The organism is Cupriavidus sp. FW305-F7 (assembly GCF_058782875.1).
On the sequence record NZ_JBYSYC010000022.1, the window covers coordinates 13,177 to 32,352 of the forward strand.

Below are 19,176 nucleotides of genomic sequence, written 5' to 3' on the forward strand. Positions count from 1 at the left end.
CGAGGGGCCAACGATGCGACTGATCGAACCGGATGAACAACAGGACTTTCTTGCGACCTTGCAGCGTAATGATCTGGCAGCAGATGATTTCGAACTCGTGGAGACGGATACGACTGACCCAAAAGGCGACGAGAACATCGGTTTACAGGGCTACGTCACGGTAACCAGACTATCGACACAAGTTACAAGGGAATACCCAATCGGCGATGAAACCGATTGGGTTCAGCATTTCAGGAAAGATCTCGAAGCCGGCATCTTCGATAAGTCGGGATGAGATCCTGCGTGCTATTGGGGCGGCGGGTGAAAGATGACTACCTGCCCGATTGGACGCCTGGAAACAGGCATGTCCGGACGATGCGCATGTATCTGGAGGAACAGATTCTCCTGCGAGATCCCTGTGGTCGGGTTCAAACGGTTGCTGCCGGTAGTGCCATTCAGATGGCTTCTTTGTTGCGGTGAAGGACGGCGTAGCCGGGATAAGAATCCACCCTTCTGCGTCACTCTGCTGCAAAGCGGCGGACGAACCATTGTTTCATATCCGCTTCCGCTCGTGCACGGCATGACGCTGGGCGAGCTGGCGCGGCTGTTCAACGATCGGCTAGGTATCGGCGCTGACTTGGTCGTGGTGCCGATGGCGCAATATCGACGGGCGATGCGGTATGGCGACACCGGGCTCGGCTGGGTGCCAATATCGCCCAACCTGCGGGACGCTGAGGCCCTGTCGCTGTATGCGGACGTGGGGCTGGTGGAAGGGGCCGAGGTCAGTGTCGGCCGCGGCACGGCCATGCCGTTCCGCGTGGTCGGTGCGCCCTGGATTGACGCTCAGGCGCTTGCGCGCGAGCTGAACGCGTTGGACACCGGCGCCATCTTCCGGCCGACGCGCTTCGTGCCAGCCGAGGGGCAGCATCGCGGCACGCTGTGCGCCGGCGTATCGATCCAGCGGAGCGATATCGGTCATCCACGGTTAGTACGGCGGCGCGCGGCTGCAACGTATCCGGGGCGCCCGCCTGCCAGGCGAGAGCCTGGGCCAGTGGCACGATCTGGTATCAGGTCTTCTCGAAGACGCGCAGATGCGCACGTAAGGTTTCGGTGCGCACCGTCATCGCATCCACGGCCTGTGCGGCGAACCGATGGTAGACGAGGACCGGTACGCTGCGCCCGGCAGGCTGCGCCGCGGCCTGCCTCGCGCACAACAGCGCCAGCAACAGGGCCGTGACCTGGGTGAAAGACGTTCTCATAGGCGTGCGGGGGGCTTTATCCATAGGAACATAGTGGACGGCGGTCCACCCCGGGGCGCTGACGGCCCTGTGTCTGTTGGACTACTATTACAGGCACAGTGCCTGATTCGGCGCGCAGCCTGGACTGCGCCGCCGCCGGCGCGGCAGAATCTGCTGTCATCTGAGGGCATCAGCAAGAGTCGGCTCGCAGAGGGCGCGCAGTTACGCGGGGAATCGGGTCGCCATGCACATCGGGTTTCGCAATTTCGACCTCGGCTTGCTGCCAGTTGCGGCCGGCACGCTGGGAACTGGCTTGCTGCTCTTTGCCTTCGGTGCAGCGGTGGCCGCGAGGCTCGCCTGGGCGGCTGGTGCGCTGGTCGTCACCGGCGCGCTGATCGTCGCCATCGTGCAGTCGCTGCGCCGAAAGGAAGCGGGCGTCGATGTCCTGGCGCTGCTGGCGATCGGACTGGCGCTGGCGCTTGGTGAACTCCTCGCGGCTGCCGTGTTGGCCCTGATGATCGAGAGTGGCCGGGCGATTGAGAACTATGCGCAGGCCCGCTCCGAGCGGGAAATGTCCGCCCTGCTCAGCCGCGCCCCGCACTCCGCCAACCGCTTCGAGGACGGCGAATGGCGCGCGGTTTCTCTCGATGTTGTCAATCCGGGGGACCGACTGTTGGTCCGACATGGCGAAGTGGTGCCCGTGGACGGCGCACTGCTGGGCCAGGCGACGCTGGACGAATCTGCCCTCACTGGCGAGTCGCTGCCACGGCCGCGCCTCGCCGGCGAGACCGTGCGCAGCAGTGTGCTGAACGCGGGCGCCCCATTCGAGATAGTGGCAGCGACCACCGCGGCGGACAGCACCTTCGCCGGCATCGCCAGGCTGGTGCGCACCGCCCGCGCGGAGCGCCCGCCCGCGGCGCGGCTGGCCGACCGATATGCACTGTGGCTGGTGCCAGTCACCCTGCTAGTCGCCGGGCTTGCCTGGCTTGCCAGCGGTGAGCTCGCACGGGCGCTGGCGGTGCTGGTGGTCGCCACTCCCTGTCCGCTGATCCTGGCTGTGCCGGTGGCGATCGTGTCCGGGGTGTCGCGTTGCGCCGGGCGCGGCGTGCTAGTCAAGGGCGGCGGCGCGCTTGAGAGGCTGTCGCAGGCGAGCATCCTCTTCTTCGACAAGACCGGGACGCTGACGGGTGGCAGGGCCCGCCTCGCCGCCATCGAAAGCGCGCCCGGATGGCCAGCGCCCGACGTGCTGCGCGTCGCCGCCTCACTGGCGCAGGCCTCCGGCCATGTCGTCGCCGAGGCCATCACGACCGCGGCGCGCGAGCGAGGCTTGGTCCTGGACCTGCCGTCGGGCATGACCGAGACCGCCGGTGCTGGTGTTGCCGGGCGGGTCGGCGAGCACGCGGTGGCGGTGGGATCGCCCGCCTTTGCCGGCGGCAGAGATGCCGGGCCGCCCTGGTGCCAGGCCATGCTGCAACGCGCGGCCTACGAAGGCGCTTCGGTCTCGCTGGTCACGGTCGATGGCGTGCTGGTCGGGGCACTGCAGTTCGTGGACCTGATTCGCATGGACACCCCGCGCGCGTTGCGCTTGCTGCGCAAGGCGGGCATACGGCGGCTGGCCATGCTTACGGGAGACCGGCCCGATGTCGCCGAGACGATAGGCGCGATGCTTGGCGTGAACGAGGTCCATGCCAACTTCACCCCCTCGCAGAAGCTTGCCGCGATCGAGGCGGCGCGCCACGACGGCACCGTCCTAATGGTGGGCGACGGCGTGAACGATGCACCGGCGCTGGCCGCCGCGGACGTCGGCGTGGCCATGGGCGCACGCGGCGCCGCGGCATCGTCGGAAGCCGCGGATATCGTGCTGCTGGTGGACCGGCTTGACCGGCTAGTGGACGCGGTGCGCATTGCCCGCCGGTCGCGCCGGCTGGCCGTGCAAAGCGCCATGGCCGGCATGGGCCTGTCGTTCGTGGCGATGGCGGTCGCCGCGTTCGGCTACCTGCCGCCACTGGCCGGCGCCTTGCTGCAGGAGGTGATCGATGTGCTGGTCATCGCCAATGCGCTGCGCGCCCTGCGTGCCGACCCGTCGGTGCCTGCAGAGCGCCTGTCCACGGCCGACGCTGAGCGCCTGAACCAGGAGCACGCGGCGCTGGCGCCGCTGATGGAGCAGATCCGCAGCCTCGCGGACAGGTTGCCAGCCATGCCTGGTCACGCCGCTGGCATGGAACTGCGCCGCTTGTGCGCTTCCCTCAGCGGGACGCTTTTGCCCCACGAACAGCACGATGACGCGCTGCTCTATCCGCAACTCGCCCGGCTGGTCGGCGGCGATGATCCGCTGGCGGCGATGAGCGCGATGCACCGCGAACTCTTTCGCGTCATCCTGCTCCTGCAGCACATGGTAGACGATTCGCCGCCGGACGGGCCGGACGCATGCCGCATCAGGGAGTACCAGCGGCTGCTCTACGGGCTCGACGCCGTGTTGCGGCTGCACTGCGCACAAGAAGACGAGCTCTTCCATGCGCTGCGCGAAGATGCGCCGACGGAGTGACCGCCCGACGACGTGCGGCGTGCGCCATCTGCGCATCGGCTGATTCGACGCCGGCATCAGCACTGCCAGGGCGCTCGGGCAGCCGCCGATCTGCCGTATAGGTGCAGGATGACGCCATGATGTCTAGCGGCGAGCCGTTGGCCACGAGACACTCACTGACAAGGACGCTGGTGTTTGATTTCGAAGCCGAGAAAGCGTCACAAGGCGGCTGTAACCGCGACGTGGCCGCGATCCTTGCTGCAGAGCAGCCAGTCGTCCCCCAGCGTCGTCACGGGGAGGCGAAACGTCATGTCGAGTGCCTGGTCGTCCACGGCGATATCGCGGGTCTGGACCCAGCCCTGATAACCGACTGCCAGCCGATAAACCCCGTGGGAAGCTGGAGATAGAGCATCGGCCCGGTTGCGGTCGCATGCAATATCGAGCGCCCATCCTGGCTGGCCACGAGGATGGCAGCATCCGGTAGCGGGTCCCCGTCCCGAGGCGGCCACCATGGTCAGACGTACGTTGAAGCGGTTCGCGATGGCGAGCATCGCGTCCATGCCTGCTTCGCTGTCCCCGCCCGACACGTATGACACGCCATAGTGGGCCATTGACTGCAAGTTTGGTTCGACTTGCCCGTAGCGGGACGCACAACCCGTAGCAGCTACGGCAATGACCAGGGACCAGAGCTCGCTAATAAAGCTCCACGTCATCTCCATGTTCGTCCCTCCAACAGCGCATTGAGATGCCAGTTGTAGCGATGGTCATCGGTTACTAAAAAGTAGCGTTCGGTCGGACATAGAGGTTGATACCTGTCAACGATTGCCGAAGTCACCACCCCGAAAGTCACCACCAGTCGGCAGAACGCCGCCTCAGCGGGGCGCATATCGCCCCCCTTTTGCAAGGATCAAGGCGGCACGCTTGTGCCAGCGCCTGCTCTCGTTGTTAGTGAGGCATCGCGAGCATGGCGCAGCAGCGGCGGCACCTCGCATTGCGTTTCGAGCGCCGCAATACGCTGGCTCAAGCAACGGTGCGCGAGACCAAGTGGGGGTGTAGGGGGCATGCTCTGCCTCGCCGCAATGGCTGGTAAATATCGGGTTATACCGCCGCGCCCTTGTCAGATTCCGCTGACAGCCCGGTGCGCACGACGGACAAGCGCCGTCGCGATGGGCGTACAAGCCGCATGGCACCAAGCCGACACGTTTTTCGGACCCGGCTGATTTCGGCATCGCCGGCCGGGAACAATACTGCAGGCATACACGGGGGCACACGGTTATCGGCATCGGCAGCAAGGCATGCAGCACGCCAGGCTGCCGGCGAGAGCAAGAAACCCGGCCCACCGAGGCAGGAGCGACCAGCGCAACAAAGGCAACAAGGGGAAAGCGATGAGCGGCGATCACCAAATCGGACACGCACAGCGCCTTGCGGCAATCGCCGCGGACATTCCCCTTGGCGCGCATCTGACGACGGACCGTCGTGGCTATGTCCACCATGGCATTTATGCCGGCAACGGCGAGGTGGTGCATTATGTCGGATTCAAAGGCTTCCTGCGTTGCGGCCCGGTCGAAAAGACCACACTCGCCGGCTTTTCCGGCGGCTACGGCTTTCGCGTCGAGCCGGCGACGCAAGCGAGGTACGTCGAGGCGGAGATCGTACGGCGCGCGACTGCGCGGCTTGGAGAGGACGATTACCGCCTGCTTACCAACAACTGCGAACATTTCTGCACGTGGTGCCTGTCTGGCGAGAGCCGCAGCGAGCAAGTGGAGGCGCTGCTGAGCCACCCGTGGCGCGCGCTGCTGGCTATCGTGGGCGTACTTTGTAGTGCGGCGGGCATCCTGGGCCAGGATCTGGCCGCACGCGTGACGGCATAGGGCGCCGCGGGGGCGAGTTGGCAGGCAGAGTCTGCGTGCCGAGGCAGCAGTTGAGGTTGACAGTCACAACAGCGGAAGGGAGCCGTCGGCAAGGGACATGGAGAGTCAATGGGACGACGCGGCATTGACGGCCGCCTTGCAACAACCGGACGCCTACCCCCACCCGGCGCCGGCAGTACAGGTCATCGAGACGCATATCTCCCGTGTCTTCCTGGCCGGGGACTTTGCCTACAAGCTGCGCAAGCCGGTGCGGTTCGACTTTGTCGACTTCTCCACGGCGCAGGCACGCCGCGACGACTGTGAGGCCGAGTTGCGCCTGAACCGCCGGTTCGCGCCCGCCCTGTACCTGGATGTGGTGCCGGTCATGGCGGGCCCCACGCCCGGCTCGGTGCGCATCGGCGGCAGCGGCATGCCGATCGAGCATGCGGTGCGCATGCAGCGCTTCGACCAGCAAGACCTGCTCAGCGCACGGACCGCTTCGGGCCGGCTGGAGCCGGGCCATATCGATGCGCTGGCGCGCAGCATTGCGGCCTTTCACCAGGCGCAGCCGCCCGCAGCGCCGGCCGATGGCTTTGGCACGCCGGCCCGCATCGATGTGACCCTTGCAGAGTGCCTGGGTGGCATCGGGCGGCTGACACAGGCCTCGCACCTGGCCAGCCGCGTAGCCCTGCGGGCGCGCAGCGAGGCCACCCGGCTAACGGGGGCGTTCTGGGCGCGCCTGCGCAATGGCCATGTGCGCGAGTGCCATGGAGACTTGCATCTGGGCAACATCGTGCTGCTGAACGGCGTGCCGACGCCATTCGACTGCCTGGAGTTCGACGCCGCGCTGCGCTGGACCGACACCATCAGCGACCTAGCCTTCCCCGTCATGGACCTGCTGCACCATGGCCGACCGGCGCTGGCCTACCGGCTGCTCAACGGCTACCTGGAGCAATCGGGAGACTACGGCGCGCTGGCCGTGTTGCCCTTCTATCTCGCAATGCGGGCCCTGGTGCGCGCGCGCGTGCTGCTGGAGCACGCCTGCCAGCAGCACGCCGCGGGCGCGTCCATGGCGCCGGCGCAGGCCGAGGCAGGCAGGCTGCTGGCGCTGGCATGGCGGTGCCTCACCCGCCGTCGCGGGCCGATGGTGGTGATGCATGGGCTGTCCGGCAGCGGCAAGTCCACGGCGGCAGCGCAGATGAGCGAGGCCGGGGCAATGGTACGTGTGCGCTCGGACGCGGTACGCAAGCGCCTGCACGGCGGCATGGCACCGGCGGGGGGCTGGTATGCCGCCAGCGAAACGGCGCGGACCTACCGACGCCTGCTCGCCGTCTGCCGGCTCGGCTGCCGCGCCGGGTTCCCGATGATTGCCGACGCCACCTTCCTGGCCCGCGCCGAGCGCGAGCGCTTTGCGGCCCAGGCCCTCCGCCTTGGCGTGCCCTTCGCCATCGTCACCTGCGAAGCCAGCCCTGAGACGCTGCGCGCCCGCATCGCCGCTCGTGCCCGAGCGGGCCGGGATCTGTCGGATGCCGACGACGGCGTGCTGGCGTGGCAGATATGCATCCAGGAGCCATTGACCGCAGCCGAGCGTGCCTGCGTCGCCTCGCCAGGCAGCTTCATGGGCCGCGCTACGCCCGGCTGCGGCTGACCCCAGAGCCCGGCCGCCATCTAAATCTAAAGCAGCGCCAGCATCGCTTGCTTTCACACCCAGGAACGCCTCATCGACGCTGCTTGACGGAGCGCAACCCATGGCCGGGGGCAGCGCCTACATTCGTCCATACTGGTTCCATGCGCAGAGCGCTGGCGCCGCTCTTTGCAACAAATGTGAGCATCCCATGGACGAACTGAAGCGCATCCCCTACCAGCCCATCAAGGACCTGCTGCCACGCCCCGCCACCGGCACGAGCGAGCGGGTCATCGCCCTGCCACAGCCGGACCGCACCAATGGCCTGCCGCTGATGGGCGCGCTGTGGCAGCGCATGAGCACCCGCGAGTTCGATGAGCAGCCGCTGCCGCTGCAGCAGCTGAGCGAGCTCCTGTGGGCCGCGGCGGGAGTCAACCGCTCCCAGGGCGGCGGCCGCACAGCCCCTTCGCCGCACGGCGAGGCGGTGATCGACGTCTACGCGGCGTTGCCCGCCGGCCTCTACCGCTACGACCCGATCCACCATTGCCTCGCGCTGAAGCGCGCGGCAGACGTGCGCAGCATGACCGGTTATCAGGACTTCGTCGGCATGGCGCCCCTGGACCTGGTCTACGTCGCCAACCATGGCCGGATGCAGGACGTGCCCCCGAAGCTGCGTGAGACCTTCGCTGCCGCCGCAGCAGGCGCCATGGTCCAGAACGTCTACCTCTACTGCGCCTCGGCCGGGCTGGGCGCGGTAGTGCGCGGCTGGCTCAACCGGCGCCTGCTAGCCGAGCATATGTCGCTAAATGAGGACGAGGAACCGATCCTGTCCCAGACCATCGGGCACCCGGCCCCGCGCGGCAGCGCGCCGGTCTAGAGATGGCCGGATCGCCACTACCAGAACAGGAGACACCGACATGATCAAGAACCTCGGCACTGCGGAACAGATCCGCAATGAAATTCTGCGGCGCCTGCAGGAAAACGCCGACCTCGGCGACACCTGCCGCGACTGCGACATCCCGTTGCCGCAGCGTGTCGACGCAGCTGCCAACGGCGGCTGCAACTGGACCATCGACGCCTTCCCCGCAGTCCCGCCCGCATGCCTGGCCACGGTCAAGGCAGTCACGACCGAGATGATGCGCGAGTACGACCTGCGCTAGCCCGTCTGCGCCAGCCTCCCGGCCGCGCTGCCGGGGGGCGACCGTCGTTTCCGCGGTGGCAGCCCGCCAGGCGCTCAGCCGCCCTCAGCGGCCTGCCCGTTATCCTCCAACGGTCACGCATAAAGCTGCTCGTGCCGGCGCTGACATGCGGTACAGCGCTTCGCGGTCGGATATGCTTGCAGGCGCGAGAACGGGATCGGCTGCTGACAATCGATGCAGATACCGTACTGACCGTGCTGCATCCGCGTCCGCGCGGCGGCGATGTCGGCCAGTTGCATGCGATAGTGGTCCAGCATCGCATCGTCCTGCCGCCGCATGATTTCTTCGTCGGCAAGGTCGCCCTCGTCCTGCGCCTCACGCTGCGCCAATGGTGTCATTGGCGTGTCGGCGGAACCAACGGCGGCATGGATGCGCGCCTCGTCCGCGTCAAGCTGCGCCGCCAGCGAGACGGTTTCCTGCGCTGTGAGCTTGCTCATAATGGGTCTCCTGAACCCGCTGGCGCCTGCAGTGCCTGCCGGATGCCAGCTGCCAGGCGCTCTGCCACGGGAATGCGGTTGGATGGGTGCGCAACGGTGTCGCACGTGACAATGTCGGCCGCGACCGCTTGCAGGTCGGCGTAGGCTGCCTCCGCGAACAGCGCGTGGACGCCGACGCAGACCGGCGCCGGGTAGCCGTGTTCGCGCAGCAGCCGCGCCGACGCCAGCATGGTGCGCGCGGTGGAGACCATGTCGTCGACCAGTACCGGCGTACGGCCCGCGGGCGCAGGCAGGCCGCATGCGTCGATACTGACCTCGTGGTCGCCGAAGCGCTGCTTGGCCAGGACAATGCTGTCCGCACCGCAACGGCTCGCGATGTCGTCCACCCACTGCTGGCTCTCCTCGTCCGGGCCGACCAGCAGCGGCGCGCGCACCGCCTGGCCGATCCATGACGCAATGGCCGGAGCGGCATGCACGGCAATCGCCGGCCTGGCGAAGATCTCACCCAGGCAGCCGATTCGATGGAGGTGCGGGTCCACGGTAACGAGCCAGTCGAAGCTATCGCCGAGCAGCGCCGCAAAATGGCGTGCCGACACGATCTCGCCTGTGCGGAAGATCTTGTCCTGGCGCATGTACGCCAGGTATGGTGCCACCAGTCCGACCCGCACGGCACCGCCTTCCCTGGCGGCGGCGGCGAGCCACAGCAGTGGCACCAGCTTGGCATCCGGACGGTCCAGCGTGCACACGATCACGACCTCGCGGCCGGCCGCCGGCTGCAGCAGCCTGACGTAGGACTCGCCGTCGGGAAAGCGGCGAACCTCGGCCTCGCCTGGCAGCCCCGGCAGGCAGGCAGCGATGGCCCCCGCCTGCTGTTCATTGCCGGGCATGGCAATCAAGATCGGGAGCATGCGGGAGTCCTTGCTGGCGGCATCCAGACATGCCGCGCACCCGCTAGCGGCGGGCAACGGCCAGTGCGACCAGGGCGCCGGCCACGGCCGCAACCGCGGCGACCGAGCCCATGCTTTCCCACGGGTGCGCGTGCACGTAGCGGTCCGTGGTATCGGCCCATTGCGAGACCCGTGCCCGCGCCGCCTGGCGCTGCGCGTCAAGGCGTCCTTGCAGTACGCGCAGGCGCGCAGCCAGCTCCGTGCGCGCCTGGGTTGACTCAACGCCGGCTTCGTCGGCAACATCCCGCAACAATGCCTGCACGTCTGCCAGCAGCGTGTTGGCATCACGGGTCAGCGCCTCCTTGTGCATCGAGAGTTCGGTGCGGATATCGTTCATGTCATTCTCCTTTTCAACGCGTCTTCGCCGTGCGTCGCACGGCACCATGGAAATCCTGTCGTCGCAAACGACTGGCTAGACGACTCGCCCAGGCGGCGCGTGTTGCGCCATCGCTGCAAAATGCTGGCAGAACCACTCGCCGGCGAGCTCGCCGACCTGGTCCAGCGCGTCTGGCTCCTTGAACAGGTGCGTGGCGCCAGGAATCACCCCCAGCCGCTTCTCGCATGACATCCAAGCCATGGCGCGCGCGTTGAGTTTCAGCAGCTCTGGATCCGCTTCCCCCACGATCATCAGCGTCGGCGCCTGCAATCGGCACAGCGCCTCATGGCCGGCCAGGTCGACGCGGCCGCCGCGCGATACCACCGCGTCGATCCGCATGTGCGGGGGCGACTCCGCAGCGGCGCGGATGGCTGCGGCAGCTCCCATGCTCGCGCCGAAGTAGCCGAACCGCAGGTGGCGCTCGAGCGCCAGGTGCGCCACAGATACCGTGGCAGCCTTGAGCCGCTCACTTAGCAGGGCGATGTCGAACCGCTTCGCCATCCCGACGTCCTCGTCGGTCGTCAGCAGGTCAAACAGCAGCGTGCCCAGGCCCATCCGGTTCAGCGTCGAGGCGACCTCGCGGTTGCGCACACTGTGGCGCGAACTGCCGCTGCCATGTGCAAACAGGACCAGGCCGGATGCCGCTTCCGGCAGGGCAAGGTCTCCCGGCAGTTCGATATCGCCAATATGGATTCGCACCTGTTCGGTGGTAATGTGTTCCATGAGGCCTCCCCTTCCCGTCCGTCCCGGTGACCTCGCTACCGCCCCGTGCCAATGCACGTGCAGTTCGGTCTCGGCGTTGCCGTAATCGATCGTGAGCGTTCCCCGGTATGCATGGTGGATGGCGTTGCCGATGTCTCGTGCCAGGTGCAGCCCGGTCGCGGTGATCACCGTGCCCTGTTCTCCCGACTCAATCGCCATCACGCGCTCCATCGGATGCTGTGCCCGCAACTGGACTTCGCGGTGCCGTACCGGCCAGAATCTCGGCCCGATGCGCCGCCTCGAAGGATTCGGGCAACTCGCCAGCGCCGGGGCAGCCGCCGGCTGCTTGTAGCGGTCGGGCACGTGCTCGACGGGGAACGGGTTCCAGCGGACCGGCCGGACCTTCATTGACTGTGCGCGGACTTTCATCTTGATGCCTCTTTAGTCATTGACATGCACGCCGGTTGACGGTCGGTTGCAGCGGCGTCCCTACACCATTCAGCGCCCTGAGACCGGTAGAGCCCGAGGTAGCCCACACCGTTAACGCTATGCGCCTGGGCGGCAATCGACTTGGGCTGGATCAAACAACGGCCAGACATCTGCGGAGGTTGCCGGCTACATGGTCCGCCGCAGCAGGCTGCGCAATACCGGCAACGGGCGGGCGTTGAGCACGTCGGCGGCCTGCAGCCATCCGCGCCGCGCCCGGGCCAGGCCGAAGGACAGGGTCTGGAAGTCGCGCGCGCGATGGGCATCCGAGTTGATGCTCACCAGCACTCCGCTGGCCTTCGCGACATTGTGCGCTTTCGAGCCCGTCAGGTAGACCAGCGCGGCACCGTAGCTCACCGCCGGCACCACCCTGAGGTCCACCTGTATACCGTTCGCCAACACGGTGCTGGCACGGGTCGTGCCGGCCGAGATCACCCGCTGCGTCATTGGATACGCGACGAAGGTGCGGATCACATCTTTCGGTGAGGCCGAAGCCGCCACGATGTCCAGGTCGCCCACGGTGTCTTTGCCGCGCCGATAACTGCCCGCAACGTCCAGCGACTGAGTCGTGGTCTCGCGGCGCAGGTAAGCCAGGAGCTGCTCGGCCGCATGCGTCGCCACTTCCAGATTAAAGCGGCGGTTCCGATCCAGGTGTGCCTGGATCGCCTCCAGCAAGCGCTGCTCGCTGCGCGCCCCGAATCCCGACAGCACGCTGATCCGGTGCTCGCGCGCAGCTCTGGCCAAGTCGTCCAGCGTGGCAACATGCAGCTCACGCTGCAGCACCTGCACGCGGCGCGGCCCCAAGCCGGGCAGCCTCAGCAAGGCCGCCGCCTGGCCGGGCACGGCCTCGCGCAGTTGTGTCAGCACGGTGCAATTGCCGCTTTCCACGATCTCGCGAATCTTCCCGGCCAGGTCGTCGCCAATGCCCGGCAGCGCGGTCAGGTCGACGCCCCGCGCCAGCATGGCGCCTGCGTCTTCGGACAATCCGCTGACAGTGCGGGCCGCATTGCGGTAGGCGCGAATCCGGAATGGGTTGGCGCCCGAGATATCCAGCAGATCGGCGATTTCATTGAAGATCGCGACGATGGCGTCGTTGGTACCCGTCGTCTTGCCGGCCGGCCCCGGCGTAGCGCGGCCAAGCCGGCGGGCACCCTTTCCGGCCGCCGCGGCGATGTGTTGAAAACGGGCCGTCACGTCGTTCCTCCTGCGCGGGTTGGCATCCCCTGAATTCTGGACGACCGTGCGGCGAGAGGGTTGCGGCACATCAAGGCGCCGTTCGCCGCCGACGGCAGGCTTCTGCAAGGCCGACATCGCGTTGTGACGGTGTCCGTTGATACCGATCAAAGGCCAGCCCCGACCCGCCACTATCGTGGAACCGAGCACAACCCTCACAAGGATCCAAACGATGGCATGGGACACCGGTGTCTACGAAGCTGATGTGAAGCGTTTCTTGCGCAAGTCGGCCGTGTATCTGTTTCACCTGCGGCGCCTACCCGCCATCGCACGTCGCCACGGAAACCGTCACCACCCTGGCCTACAGCGACTTCAAGGCTTTGCTCAAGGCCGGCAAGGTGCGCGGCGCCACTGTTGGCGAGACGGCGATCAGCGGCACGCTGGCGACAGCCGGTGTTGAGACCATCCTGCCAGCCGACCAGGCGGCCGCGCTACAGCGCGGCGGCAGCCCCGAGCGCGCCTTCGCCACGGCCCGCATCAGCGATACGGGGCTGCTGGCCGACCTGGACGCGGCTCATGTGCGCTATGCCGGGCAAGGCGATGCCAGATGGCTGGGCACGCTACTGTCCTGGATCGTGCCGGCCCTCGTCTCCTTCGCGATCTGGAGCCTGCTGTACCGGCGCATAGGGAATGCCGCGGGGGGGCCTGATGGAGATCGGCAAGAGTAAGGCCCGGGGCTATCTTCAGCGGGAGACTGGGGTGACCTTCGCCGACGTCGCCGGCATCGACGAAGCCAAGGTGGAGTTGATGGAGGGGGTGGTGGACTTTCTCAAGAACCCGGAGCGCTACCGGCGCCTGGGCGGCAAGATTCCCAAGGGGGTGATGCTGCTGGGTGCCCCGGGCACCGGCAAGACGCTGCTGGCACGCGCCGTCACCGGCGAGACCGGGGTGCCGTTCTTCAGCATGAGCGGTGCCGAGTTCGTGGAAATGTTCGTCGGCGTGGGCGCGGCGCGCGTGCGCGACCTGTTCGCGCAGGCCGAACAGAAGGCGCGTGCATCATCTTCATCGACGAACTGGACGCGCTGGGCAAGACCCGTACCCTCAACACGGCCGGCGGCCAGGATGAGCGCGAACAGACGCTCAACCAGTTGCTGGTGCGAATGGACGGCTTCGACACCAACAAGGGCGTGATCATCATGGCCGCCACCAACCGCCCGGAAATCCTCGACGCCGCGCTGCAGCGGCCCGACCGCTTTGACCGCCATATCGTGCTGGACCGCCCCGACCTGAAAGGGCGCGAGCAGATCCTTGGTGTGCACGTGCGTCATGTCAAGCTGGCCCCGGAAGTCAATCTCCGAGAACTGGCCGCGCGCACGCCGGGCTTTGCCGGCGCCGACCTCGCCGACCTGGTCAACGAGGCCGCCCTGCTGGCCGCCCGCCACAACAAGCCGGCGGTCGACAACGCAGACTTCAACCTGGCCCTCGACCGCATCGTTGGCGGGCTGGAAAAACGCAACCGGATCATGATCCCGCTGGAAAAGCAGACAATTGCCCACCACGAAGCCGGACATTCGCTGGTCGCCGAATGCTGTCGGCTCGCGGACCGGGACTCGCGCATCTCCATCATTCCGCGCGGCGTTGCGGCGCTCGGCTTTACGCAGCAGACCCCGACCGAAGACCGCTACCTGCTACGCCGCAGCGAGCTGCTGGACCGGCTGGATGTGCTACTGGGCGGGCGCGCGGCGGGACAGATTGTCTTCGGCGACGTCTCCACCGGCGCGCAAAACGACCTGGAACGTGCCACCGACATGGCGCGACAGATGATCACCCAGTTCGGCATGAGCGAATCGCTCGTGCCGTGCTACGAGCGCGCACGCAGCACCCTGCTGCCCTCCGCGGCCGCCCTGTCGCGGCCGGAACGCGAGTACAGCGAGCGCACCGCGCAGGCCATCGACGAGGAGATCCGGCTCACGCTGGACCAGTCCGCCGAGCGGGCACGCCAGACCTTGCTCGGGCAGCGCGCCCGCCTCTACCGGCTGGCGCAACTGCTGCTTGAGAAAGAAGTGGTCGACCGGGCCGCGCTCGACGCCCTGATGCAGGCGGGCGCGACAGCGCCGCAAGACGAACCCGTCATGCAGTAGCCACCCGAGGAGTACCCCATGGCATCTCCGCTTACCCCCTTCCTGGCAGTCCGAGAGGCTGCACAGCGCCTGCAAGGCAATGCCTCCGACTACGATCCGCTGCTCGACATGGCCCACGGCAAGGACATTGTTTTGCTTGGCGAAGCCACGCACGGCACGGCCGAGTTCTACCGGATGCGGGCGCAGATCACGCAGGCGCTGGTCCGTGGCCAGGGCTTCGATGCCGTCGCCATCGAAGGGGACTGGCCCGACGCCTGGCGTGTCAACCGCTACGTGCAGGGCGAGGGCGACGACAGCGCCGAGCAGGCCCTAAGCGATTTCGAACGCTTCCCGTCCTGGATGTGGCGCAACCGGGAATTCCTGACGTTCATCGAATGGCTGCGCGGCCACAATGCCGGCCTGCCGCCGGAACGGCGGGTCGGTGTCTATGGGCTCGACCTCTACAGCCTGTACCGCTCGGCCGAGGCCGTGATCCGCTACCTTCAGCGCGCCGACCCGGTGCAGGCCGAGACTGCCCGGCAGCACTATGCCGCGCTCGACCATGTGCGTGACCCGGCTGCCTACGGCTACCAGGCCGCCACCGGGCTGCGTGCGCCGGCGCGCGACGGCGCCATCCGCCAGCTGCTGCAGCTGCGCAACGACGAGGCCGCCTATATTTCCCGCAACGGCCTGGCGGCCATGGATTCGCACTACTTTGCCGAGCGCAACGCGACGGTGGTCGTCAATGCGGAAGCCTACTATCGTGAGATGTTCGGCCGCCGCGTCAGCACCTGGAATCTACGCGACGCGCACATGGCGCAAACGCTGTCTTCGCTGGCCACCTACCGGTTGCGTCGCGGCGGCAGCGGGCGCATCGTGGTCTGGGCCCACAACTCCCACCTGGGCGATGCGCGTGCCACGGAATCACAGCTGCGCGGCGAGTGGAACCTGGGGCAGCTGGTGCGCCAGCAGGCCGGCGCGCAGGCGCTGCTGGTCGGCTTTACCACCTACACCGGCCATGTCTGCGCGGCCTCCGAATGGGACGGCGACCCCGAACATAAAGCTGTGGTGCCGGCACTGCACGACAGCTGGGAGGCACTGTTCCACAGCACCGGGCTCGACCGCTTCTTCCTGCCGCTTGGACCGCAGGCCAGCCACCCGCTCTTCGAGGTCATGCTGGAACGCGCCATCGGCGTGCTCTACCTGCCCCGCACGGAGCGTGCCAGCCACTATTTCGATGCCTCGATCGCCGGCCAGTTCGACGCCCTCTTTCACCTGGACGAAACCACCGCGCTGGAGCCGCTGCAGCCCGGGCATCCCGTGCCCGCGCTGGGCAGCGGCCGGCCGGACTGAAGCGCGCCTGCCACAGGCGCCGGGCACCACCGCGGGGCTTGCGTTGCGTCAACGCGCAGGCCGGGATGGCAACTACCGTAAAGCGTGCGAGCCCCACTAATGCGGAGATCATCATGCCTGCCAGAACACTTATCTTCCACCAGGGCGCGCGCCGCATGATGCTGAGCGGCGTGGAACAACTGGCCCACGCGGTCAAGGTGACGCTGGGCCCGGGCGGCCGCAACGTGATCGTGGAGCGGCCCGACATGGTGCCGCTGGTCGCCAATTCCGGCGTGGTCGTGGCGAAGTCGGTGACGCTGGCCAATCCCTTCGCCGACATGGGCGCCCGCCTGCTCTGCGAGGCCGCGGTGCGCACCAGCGAGATCGCCGGCGACGGCACCACGACCGCGACTACGTTGGCCCACGCGATCGTGGCTGAAGGCGTGAAATACGTCGAAGCCGGCCACGACCCCATGCAACTCAAGCGCGGCATCGAGGCCGCCGGCAAGCTGGTCGCTAGCGCCTTGCTGGAATGCGCCCGGCCCTGCGATAGTACCGACGAGATGCGCCAGATCGCCACGATCTCGGCCAGCGGCGACCAGTCCGTCGGCACGCTGGTGGCTCAGGCTGTCGAGCGGGTCGGCAAGGATGGCGCGATCAGCGTGGAGGATGGCTCCAAGCTGGACGACGCACTCGACATCGCCGACGGCGCGCTGATCGATCGCGGCTACCTCTCGCCCTTGTTCGCGACCAACGAGAGCCGTGCCGTCGTGCTGGAATCGCCTCTGGTGCTGCTGTGCGACGCGAACATTGCCGCCATCGCGCAGCTGCTGCCGGTCCTGGAGGCCGTGAGCCACGCGGGCCGGCCCTTGCTGGTCATCGCCAACGATGTGGAGGGCGAGGCGCTGGCCACGCTCGTGGTGAACAACCTGCGCGGCGCGCTGAAGAGCTGCGCGGTCAAGTCGCCGGGTTTCGGCGACTCGCGTACCGAGCAGCTGGGCGACCTGGCCGCGCTGACCGGCGCCACCGTGGTCTCACCGCAGGCAGGCATCTCGCTCGAGCACGTGACGCTGGAACAGCTTGGCGAAGCCCGCCGCGTGGAGGTCAACAAGGACACCACCACCCTGATCGGCTCCGGTGACGAACGCCCGCGTGTGGCCGAGCGCATTGCCGCCCTGCGCCTGCGCCTGGACGAGGTGCGCTCGGACTATGAGCGTGAGGCGCTGCAGCGGCGCCTGGCCCGGCTGGCCGGCGGCGTGGCCGTGATCAAGGTGGGTGCGGCCACGGAGAGCGCGCTGCACGAGCGCAAGAACCGCTTCCAGGATGCTTTGCACGCCACCCGTGCCGCGGTGGACGAAGGCATCGTCGCCGGCGGCGGCGTGGCGCTGCTGCGCGCCCGCGCCGCCCTCGAAGCCTGGCAGGCGCCGAACGCCGAGCAGGCCGCCGGCGGCCACATCGTCCACGCGGCACTGGCTGCGCCGATGCGGCAGATCGCCGCCAACGCCGGTGCAGATGCCGACGCGGTGGTGCACCAAGTGAGCGCCGGTTCAGGCACGCTCGGCTACGACGCCGGCACCGAGCGCTATGGCGACATGATCGAACTCGGCGTGATCGACCCCGTCAAGGTGGTGCGCACCGCCCTGCAAAATGCCGTGTCGATCGCCTCCCTGCTGCTGACGACGGACTGCATGATCGCGATTCAGCGCAGCCCCGCCGGCCAGGGCGATGCCGGCACGCGCCCGGGGTCGTCGATGTTCGGCGAAGACTACTGAGCAACGCTGCCTGCGTGACCCGCCATGACTACCCTCGATTGCGAAAGCCCGCTGCTGACCGACCTGTACGAGTTCACCATGATGCAGGCGTACTTCGACAGCGGCATGAACGCTATCGCCAGCTTCGAGTTCTTCGTCCGAAAACTGCCGCCGGGCAGGAACTTCCTGCTGGCGGCAGGGCTGGAACAGGTGCTCGCCTACCTGGAACGGCTGCGCTTCAGCGAGGACGACGTTGACCAGCTGGCGTCGACCGGGCATTTCAGCCCGGCATTCCTGCAATCGCTCATGCCCTTCCGCTTCAGCGGGGATGTCCAGGCCATGCCGGAGGGCACGGTGTTCTTCCCAGACGAGCCCATCCTGCGCATCACCGCGCCAATCCAGCAGGCCCAGCTGGTCGAAAGCCGGGTCATGAACCTGCTGCACTACGAGACCATCGTGGCCAGCAAGGCGGCGCGCGTGGTGCTGGCGGGGGCGGGGCGCATGCTGGTCGACTTTGGCCTGCGCCGCGCGCACGGCGCCGAAGCCGGCTTGCTGTCGGCCCGCGCCAGCTATCTGGCGGGGTTCACTGGCACCGCGACACTGCTGGCCGGCGTGCGCTTCGCCATCCCGTCCTACGGCACCATGGCGCATTCCTATGTGCAGGCGCACTTGGACGAGGGCGAGGCCTTCGCGTCGTTCGCGCGCTCACAGCCGGAAAACGCCACGCTGCTGATCGACACCTACGACACCGAGACCGCCGCGCAGAAGGTGGCAGTACTGGCCGCGATGCTGCGCGCCAGTGGGATCGCCGTCAAAGCGGTGCGCATCGACAGCGGCGACCTCGGCGAGCATGCGCGCCGGGTGCGCGCCATCCTCGACGGCGCCGGCCTGCAGTCGATCGGCATCTTTGCCAGCGGCAACCTGGATGAGTATCGCGTCCGCGACCTGGTCGCAGCGGGCGCGCCCATCGACGGTTTCGGGGTCGGCACGCGCATGAACACCTCGGCCGACGCCCCGTATCTAGACTGCGCGTACAAGCTGACCGAGTATGCAGGCCTGCCGCGGCGCAAGCGCTCGGAAGGCAAGGCCACCTGGCCTGGCCGCAAGCAGTCCTACCGTCGTTACGGCGCCGACGGCACCATGCTCGACGATACGCTGACAATCGAGGGGGATGCCTGTGACGGGCTGCCGCTGATGCAGCCTAGCATGGCGCGTGGCCGGCGTGTGGCGCCAGAGGTGCCGCTGCTCACCAGCCGGGCCTATGCCGCACAGCAACTCGCCGCGCTGCCCGCCGCCCTGCAAGCGCTGGAGCCGTCGGCACCCTATCCGGTCACCGTCAGCACTACCCTGCAGGACCTGGCGCGCGCTGCCGATGCGCTGACCGCGCAGGCCAGCCCGACAGCGGCGCCCCGGTAGTGCGGCAAGGGCGAATGCCTGA

The 19,176-nt window shown here is 67.5% G+C and carries 16 protein-coding genes and 2 pseudogenes; 11 read left to right on the top strand and 7 right to left on the bottom strand.

Features of this window, described 5'->3' with window-relative positions; genetic code table 11:
• The first annotated feature begins 13 nt into the window (after positions 1-13).
• Complete coding sequence (locus AC3WL8_RS20650; RefSeq protein WP_153954514.1) at positions 14-274, top strand: transcriptional regulator; 261 nt, start codon at positions 14-16, stop codon at positions 272-274.
• Between the two features lie 261 nt (positions 275-535).
• Positions 536-943: pseudogene (locus AC3WL8_RS20655) on the top strand (exo-beta-N-acetylmuramidase NamZ domain-containing protein); the annotation flags it as partial.
• A 103-nt stretch (positions 944-1,046) separates the two neighbouring features.
• Here AC3WL8_RS20655 and AC3WL8_RS20660 read toward each other — a convergent pair.
• Positions 1,047-1,238 carry a hypothetical protein gene (locus AC3WL8_RS20660; RefSeq protein ID WP_194946830.1) on the bottom strand — a complete coding sequence of 64 codons (192 nt, stop codon included), beginning with the start codon at positions 1,236-1,238 and terminating at the stop codon, positions 1,047-1,049.
• 223 nt (positions 1,239-1,461) lie between these two features.
• On the opposite strand from AC3WL8_RS20660, the gene AC3WL8_RS20665 reads away from it, so the two are divergent.
• Positions 1,462-3,762 carry a heavy metal translocating P-type ATPase gene (locus AC3WL8_RS20665; protein WP_211983019.1) on the top strand — a complete coding sequence of 767 codons (2,301 nt, stop codon included), beginning with the start codon at positions 1,462-1,464 and terminating at the stop codon, positions 3,760-3,762.
• 197 nt (positions 3,763-3,959) lie between these two features.
• Here AC3WL8_RS20665 and AC3WL8_RS20670 read toward each other — a convergent pair whose 3' ends face one another.
• Entirely contained in the window at positions 3,960-4,460 is a 501-nt protein-coding gene (locus tag AC3WL8_RS20670) for a carboxypeptidase regulatory-like domain-containing protein (protein ID WP_492378692.1), read from the bottom strand.
• A 666-nt stretch (positions 4,461-5,126) separates the two neighbouring features.
• Between AC3WL8_RS20670 and AC3WL8_RS20675 the strand changes: the two genes are divergently transcribed.
• From AC3WL8_RS20675 to AC3WL8_RS20690, 4 genes are all read left to right on the top strand, one after another.
• Positions 5,127-5,612 (top strand): lecithin retinol acyltransferase family protein, encoded by a 486-nt coding sequence (locus AC3WL8_RS20675; RefSeq protein WP_211983017.1) that lies wholly within the window; start codon positions 5,127-5,129, stop codon positions 5,610-5,612.
• 97 nt (positions 5,613-5,709) lie between these two features.
• Positions 5,710-7,239 carry a bifunctional aminoglycoside phosphotransferase/ATP-binding protein gene (locus tag AC3WL8_RS20680; RefSeq protein ID WP_492378693.1) on the top strand — a complete coding sequence of 510 codons (1,530 nt, stop codon included), beginning with the start codon at positions 5,710-5,712 and terminating at the stop codon, positions 7,237-7,239.
• Between the two features lie 187 nt (positions 7,240-7,426).
• Positions 7,427-8,092 (top strand): SagB/ThcOx family dehydrogenase, encoded by a 666-nt coding sequence (locus AC3WL8_RS20685; RefSeq protein WP_153954510.1) that lies wholly within the window; start codon positions 7,427-7,429, stop codon positions 8,090-8,092.
• Between the two features lie 40 nt (positions 8,093-8,132).
• Entirely contained in the window at positions 8,133-8,375 is a 243-nt protein-coding gene (locus tag AC3WL8_RS20690; protein ID WP_153954509.1) for a hypothetical protein, read from the top strand.
• Positions 8,376-8,488: 113 nt separating this feature from the next.
• Here AC3WL8_RS20690 and AC3WL8_RS20695 read toward each other — a convergent pair whose 3' ends face one another.
• From AC3WL8_RS20695 to AC3WL8_RS20715, 5 genes are all read right to left on the bottom strand, one after another.
• On the bottom strand, positions 8,489-8,851 hold the full coding sequence (locus tag AC3WL8_RS20695) for a TraR/DksA family transcriptional regulator (RefSeq protein WP_153954508.1): 363 nt from the start codon (positions 8,849-8,851) through the stop codon (positions 8,489-8,491).
• Positions 8,848-9,759, bottom strand: coding sequence for a ribose-phosphate pyrophosphokinase (locus AC3WL8_RS20700; protein ID WP_211983013.1), 912 nt, complete (start codon positions 9,757-9,759; stop codon positions 8,848-8,850). Before AC3WL8_RS20700 ends, AC3WL8_RS20695 begins: the two co-directional genes overlap by 4 nt.
• A 43-nt stretch (positions 9,760-9,802) precedes the next feature.
• On the bottom strand, positions 9,803-10,135 hold the full coding sequence (locus AC3WL8_RS20705; RefSeq protein ID WP_153954506.1) for an ElaB/YgaM/YqjD family protein: 333 nt from the start codon (positions 10,133-10,135) through the stop codon (positions 9,803-9,805).
• A 75-nt stretch (positions 10,136-10,210) separates the two neighbouring features.
• Positions 10,211-10,897, bottom strand: coding sequence for a dienelactone hydrolase family protein (locus tag AC3WL8_RS20710; RefSeq protein WP_153954542.1), 687 nt, complete (start codon positions 10,895-10,897; stop codon positions 10,211-10,213).
• Positions 10,898-11,491: 594 nt separating this feature from the next.
• Entirely contained in the window at positions 11,492-12,706 is a 1,215-nt protein-coding gene (locus tag AC3WL8_RS20715) for a helix-hairpin-helix domain-containing protein (RefSeq protein ID WP_228772454.1), read from the bottom strand.
• Between the two features lie 176 nt (positions 12,707-12,882).
• Between AC3WL8_RS20715 and ftsH the strand changes: the two are divergent.
• From ftsH to AC3WL8_RS20735, 4 genes and pseudogenes are all read left to right on the top strand, one after another.
• A pseudogene (gene ftsH / locus AC3WL8_RS20720) lies at positions 12,883-14,676 on the top strand (ATP-dependent zinc metalloprotease FtsH); the annotation flags it as partial.
• An 18-nt stretch (positions 14,677-14,694) separates the two neighbouring features.
• Positions 14,695-16,008 carry an erythromycin esterase family protein gene (locus AC3WL8_RS20725; RefSeq protein WP_492378694.1) on the top strand — a complete coding sequence of 438 codons (1,314 nt, stop codon included), beginning with the start codon at positions 14,695-14,697 and terminating at the stop codon, positions 16,006-16,008.
• 113 nt (positions 16,009-16,121) lie between these two features.
• Positions 16,122-17,759, top strand: a complete 1,638-nt coding sequence (gene groL, locus AC3WL8_RS20730; protein ID WP_211983009.1) for a chaperonin GroEL — start codon at positions 16,122-16,124, stop codon at positions 17,757-17,759.
• Between the two features lie 24 nt (positions 17,760-17,783).
• Positions 17,784-19,154: a nicotinate phosphoribosyltransferase gene (locus AC3WL8_RS20735; protein ID WP_211983007.1), complete on the top strand. Its 1,371-nt coding sequence runs from the start codon at positions 17,784-17,786 to the stop codon at positions 19,152-19,154.
• Positions 19,155-19,176: the final 22 nt, after the last annotated feature.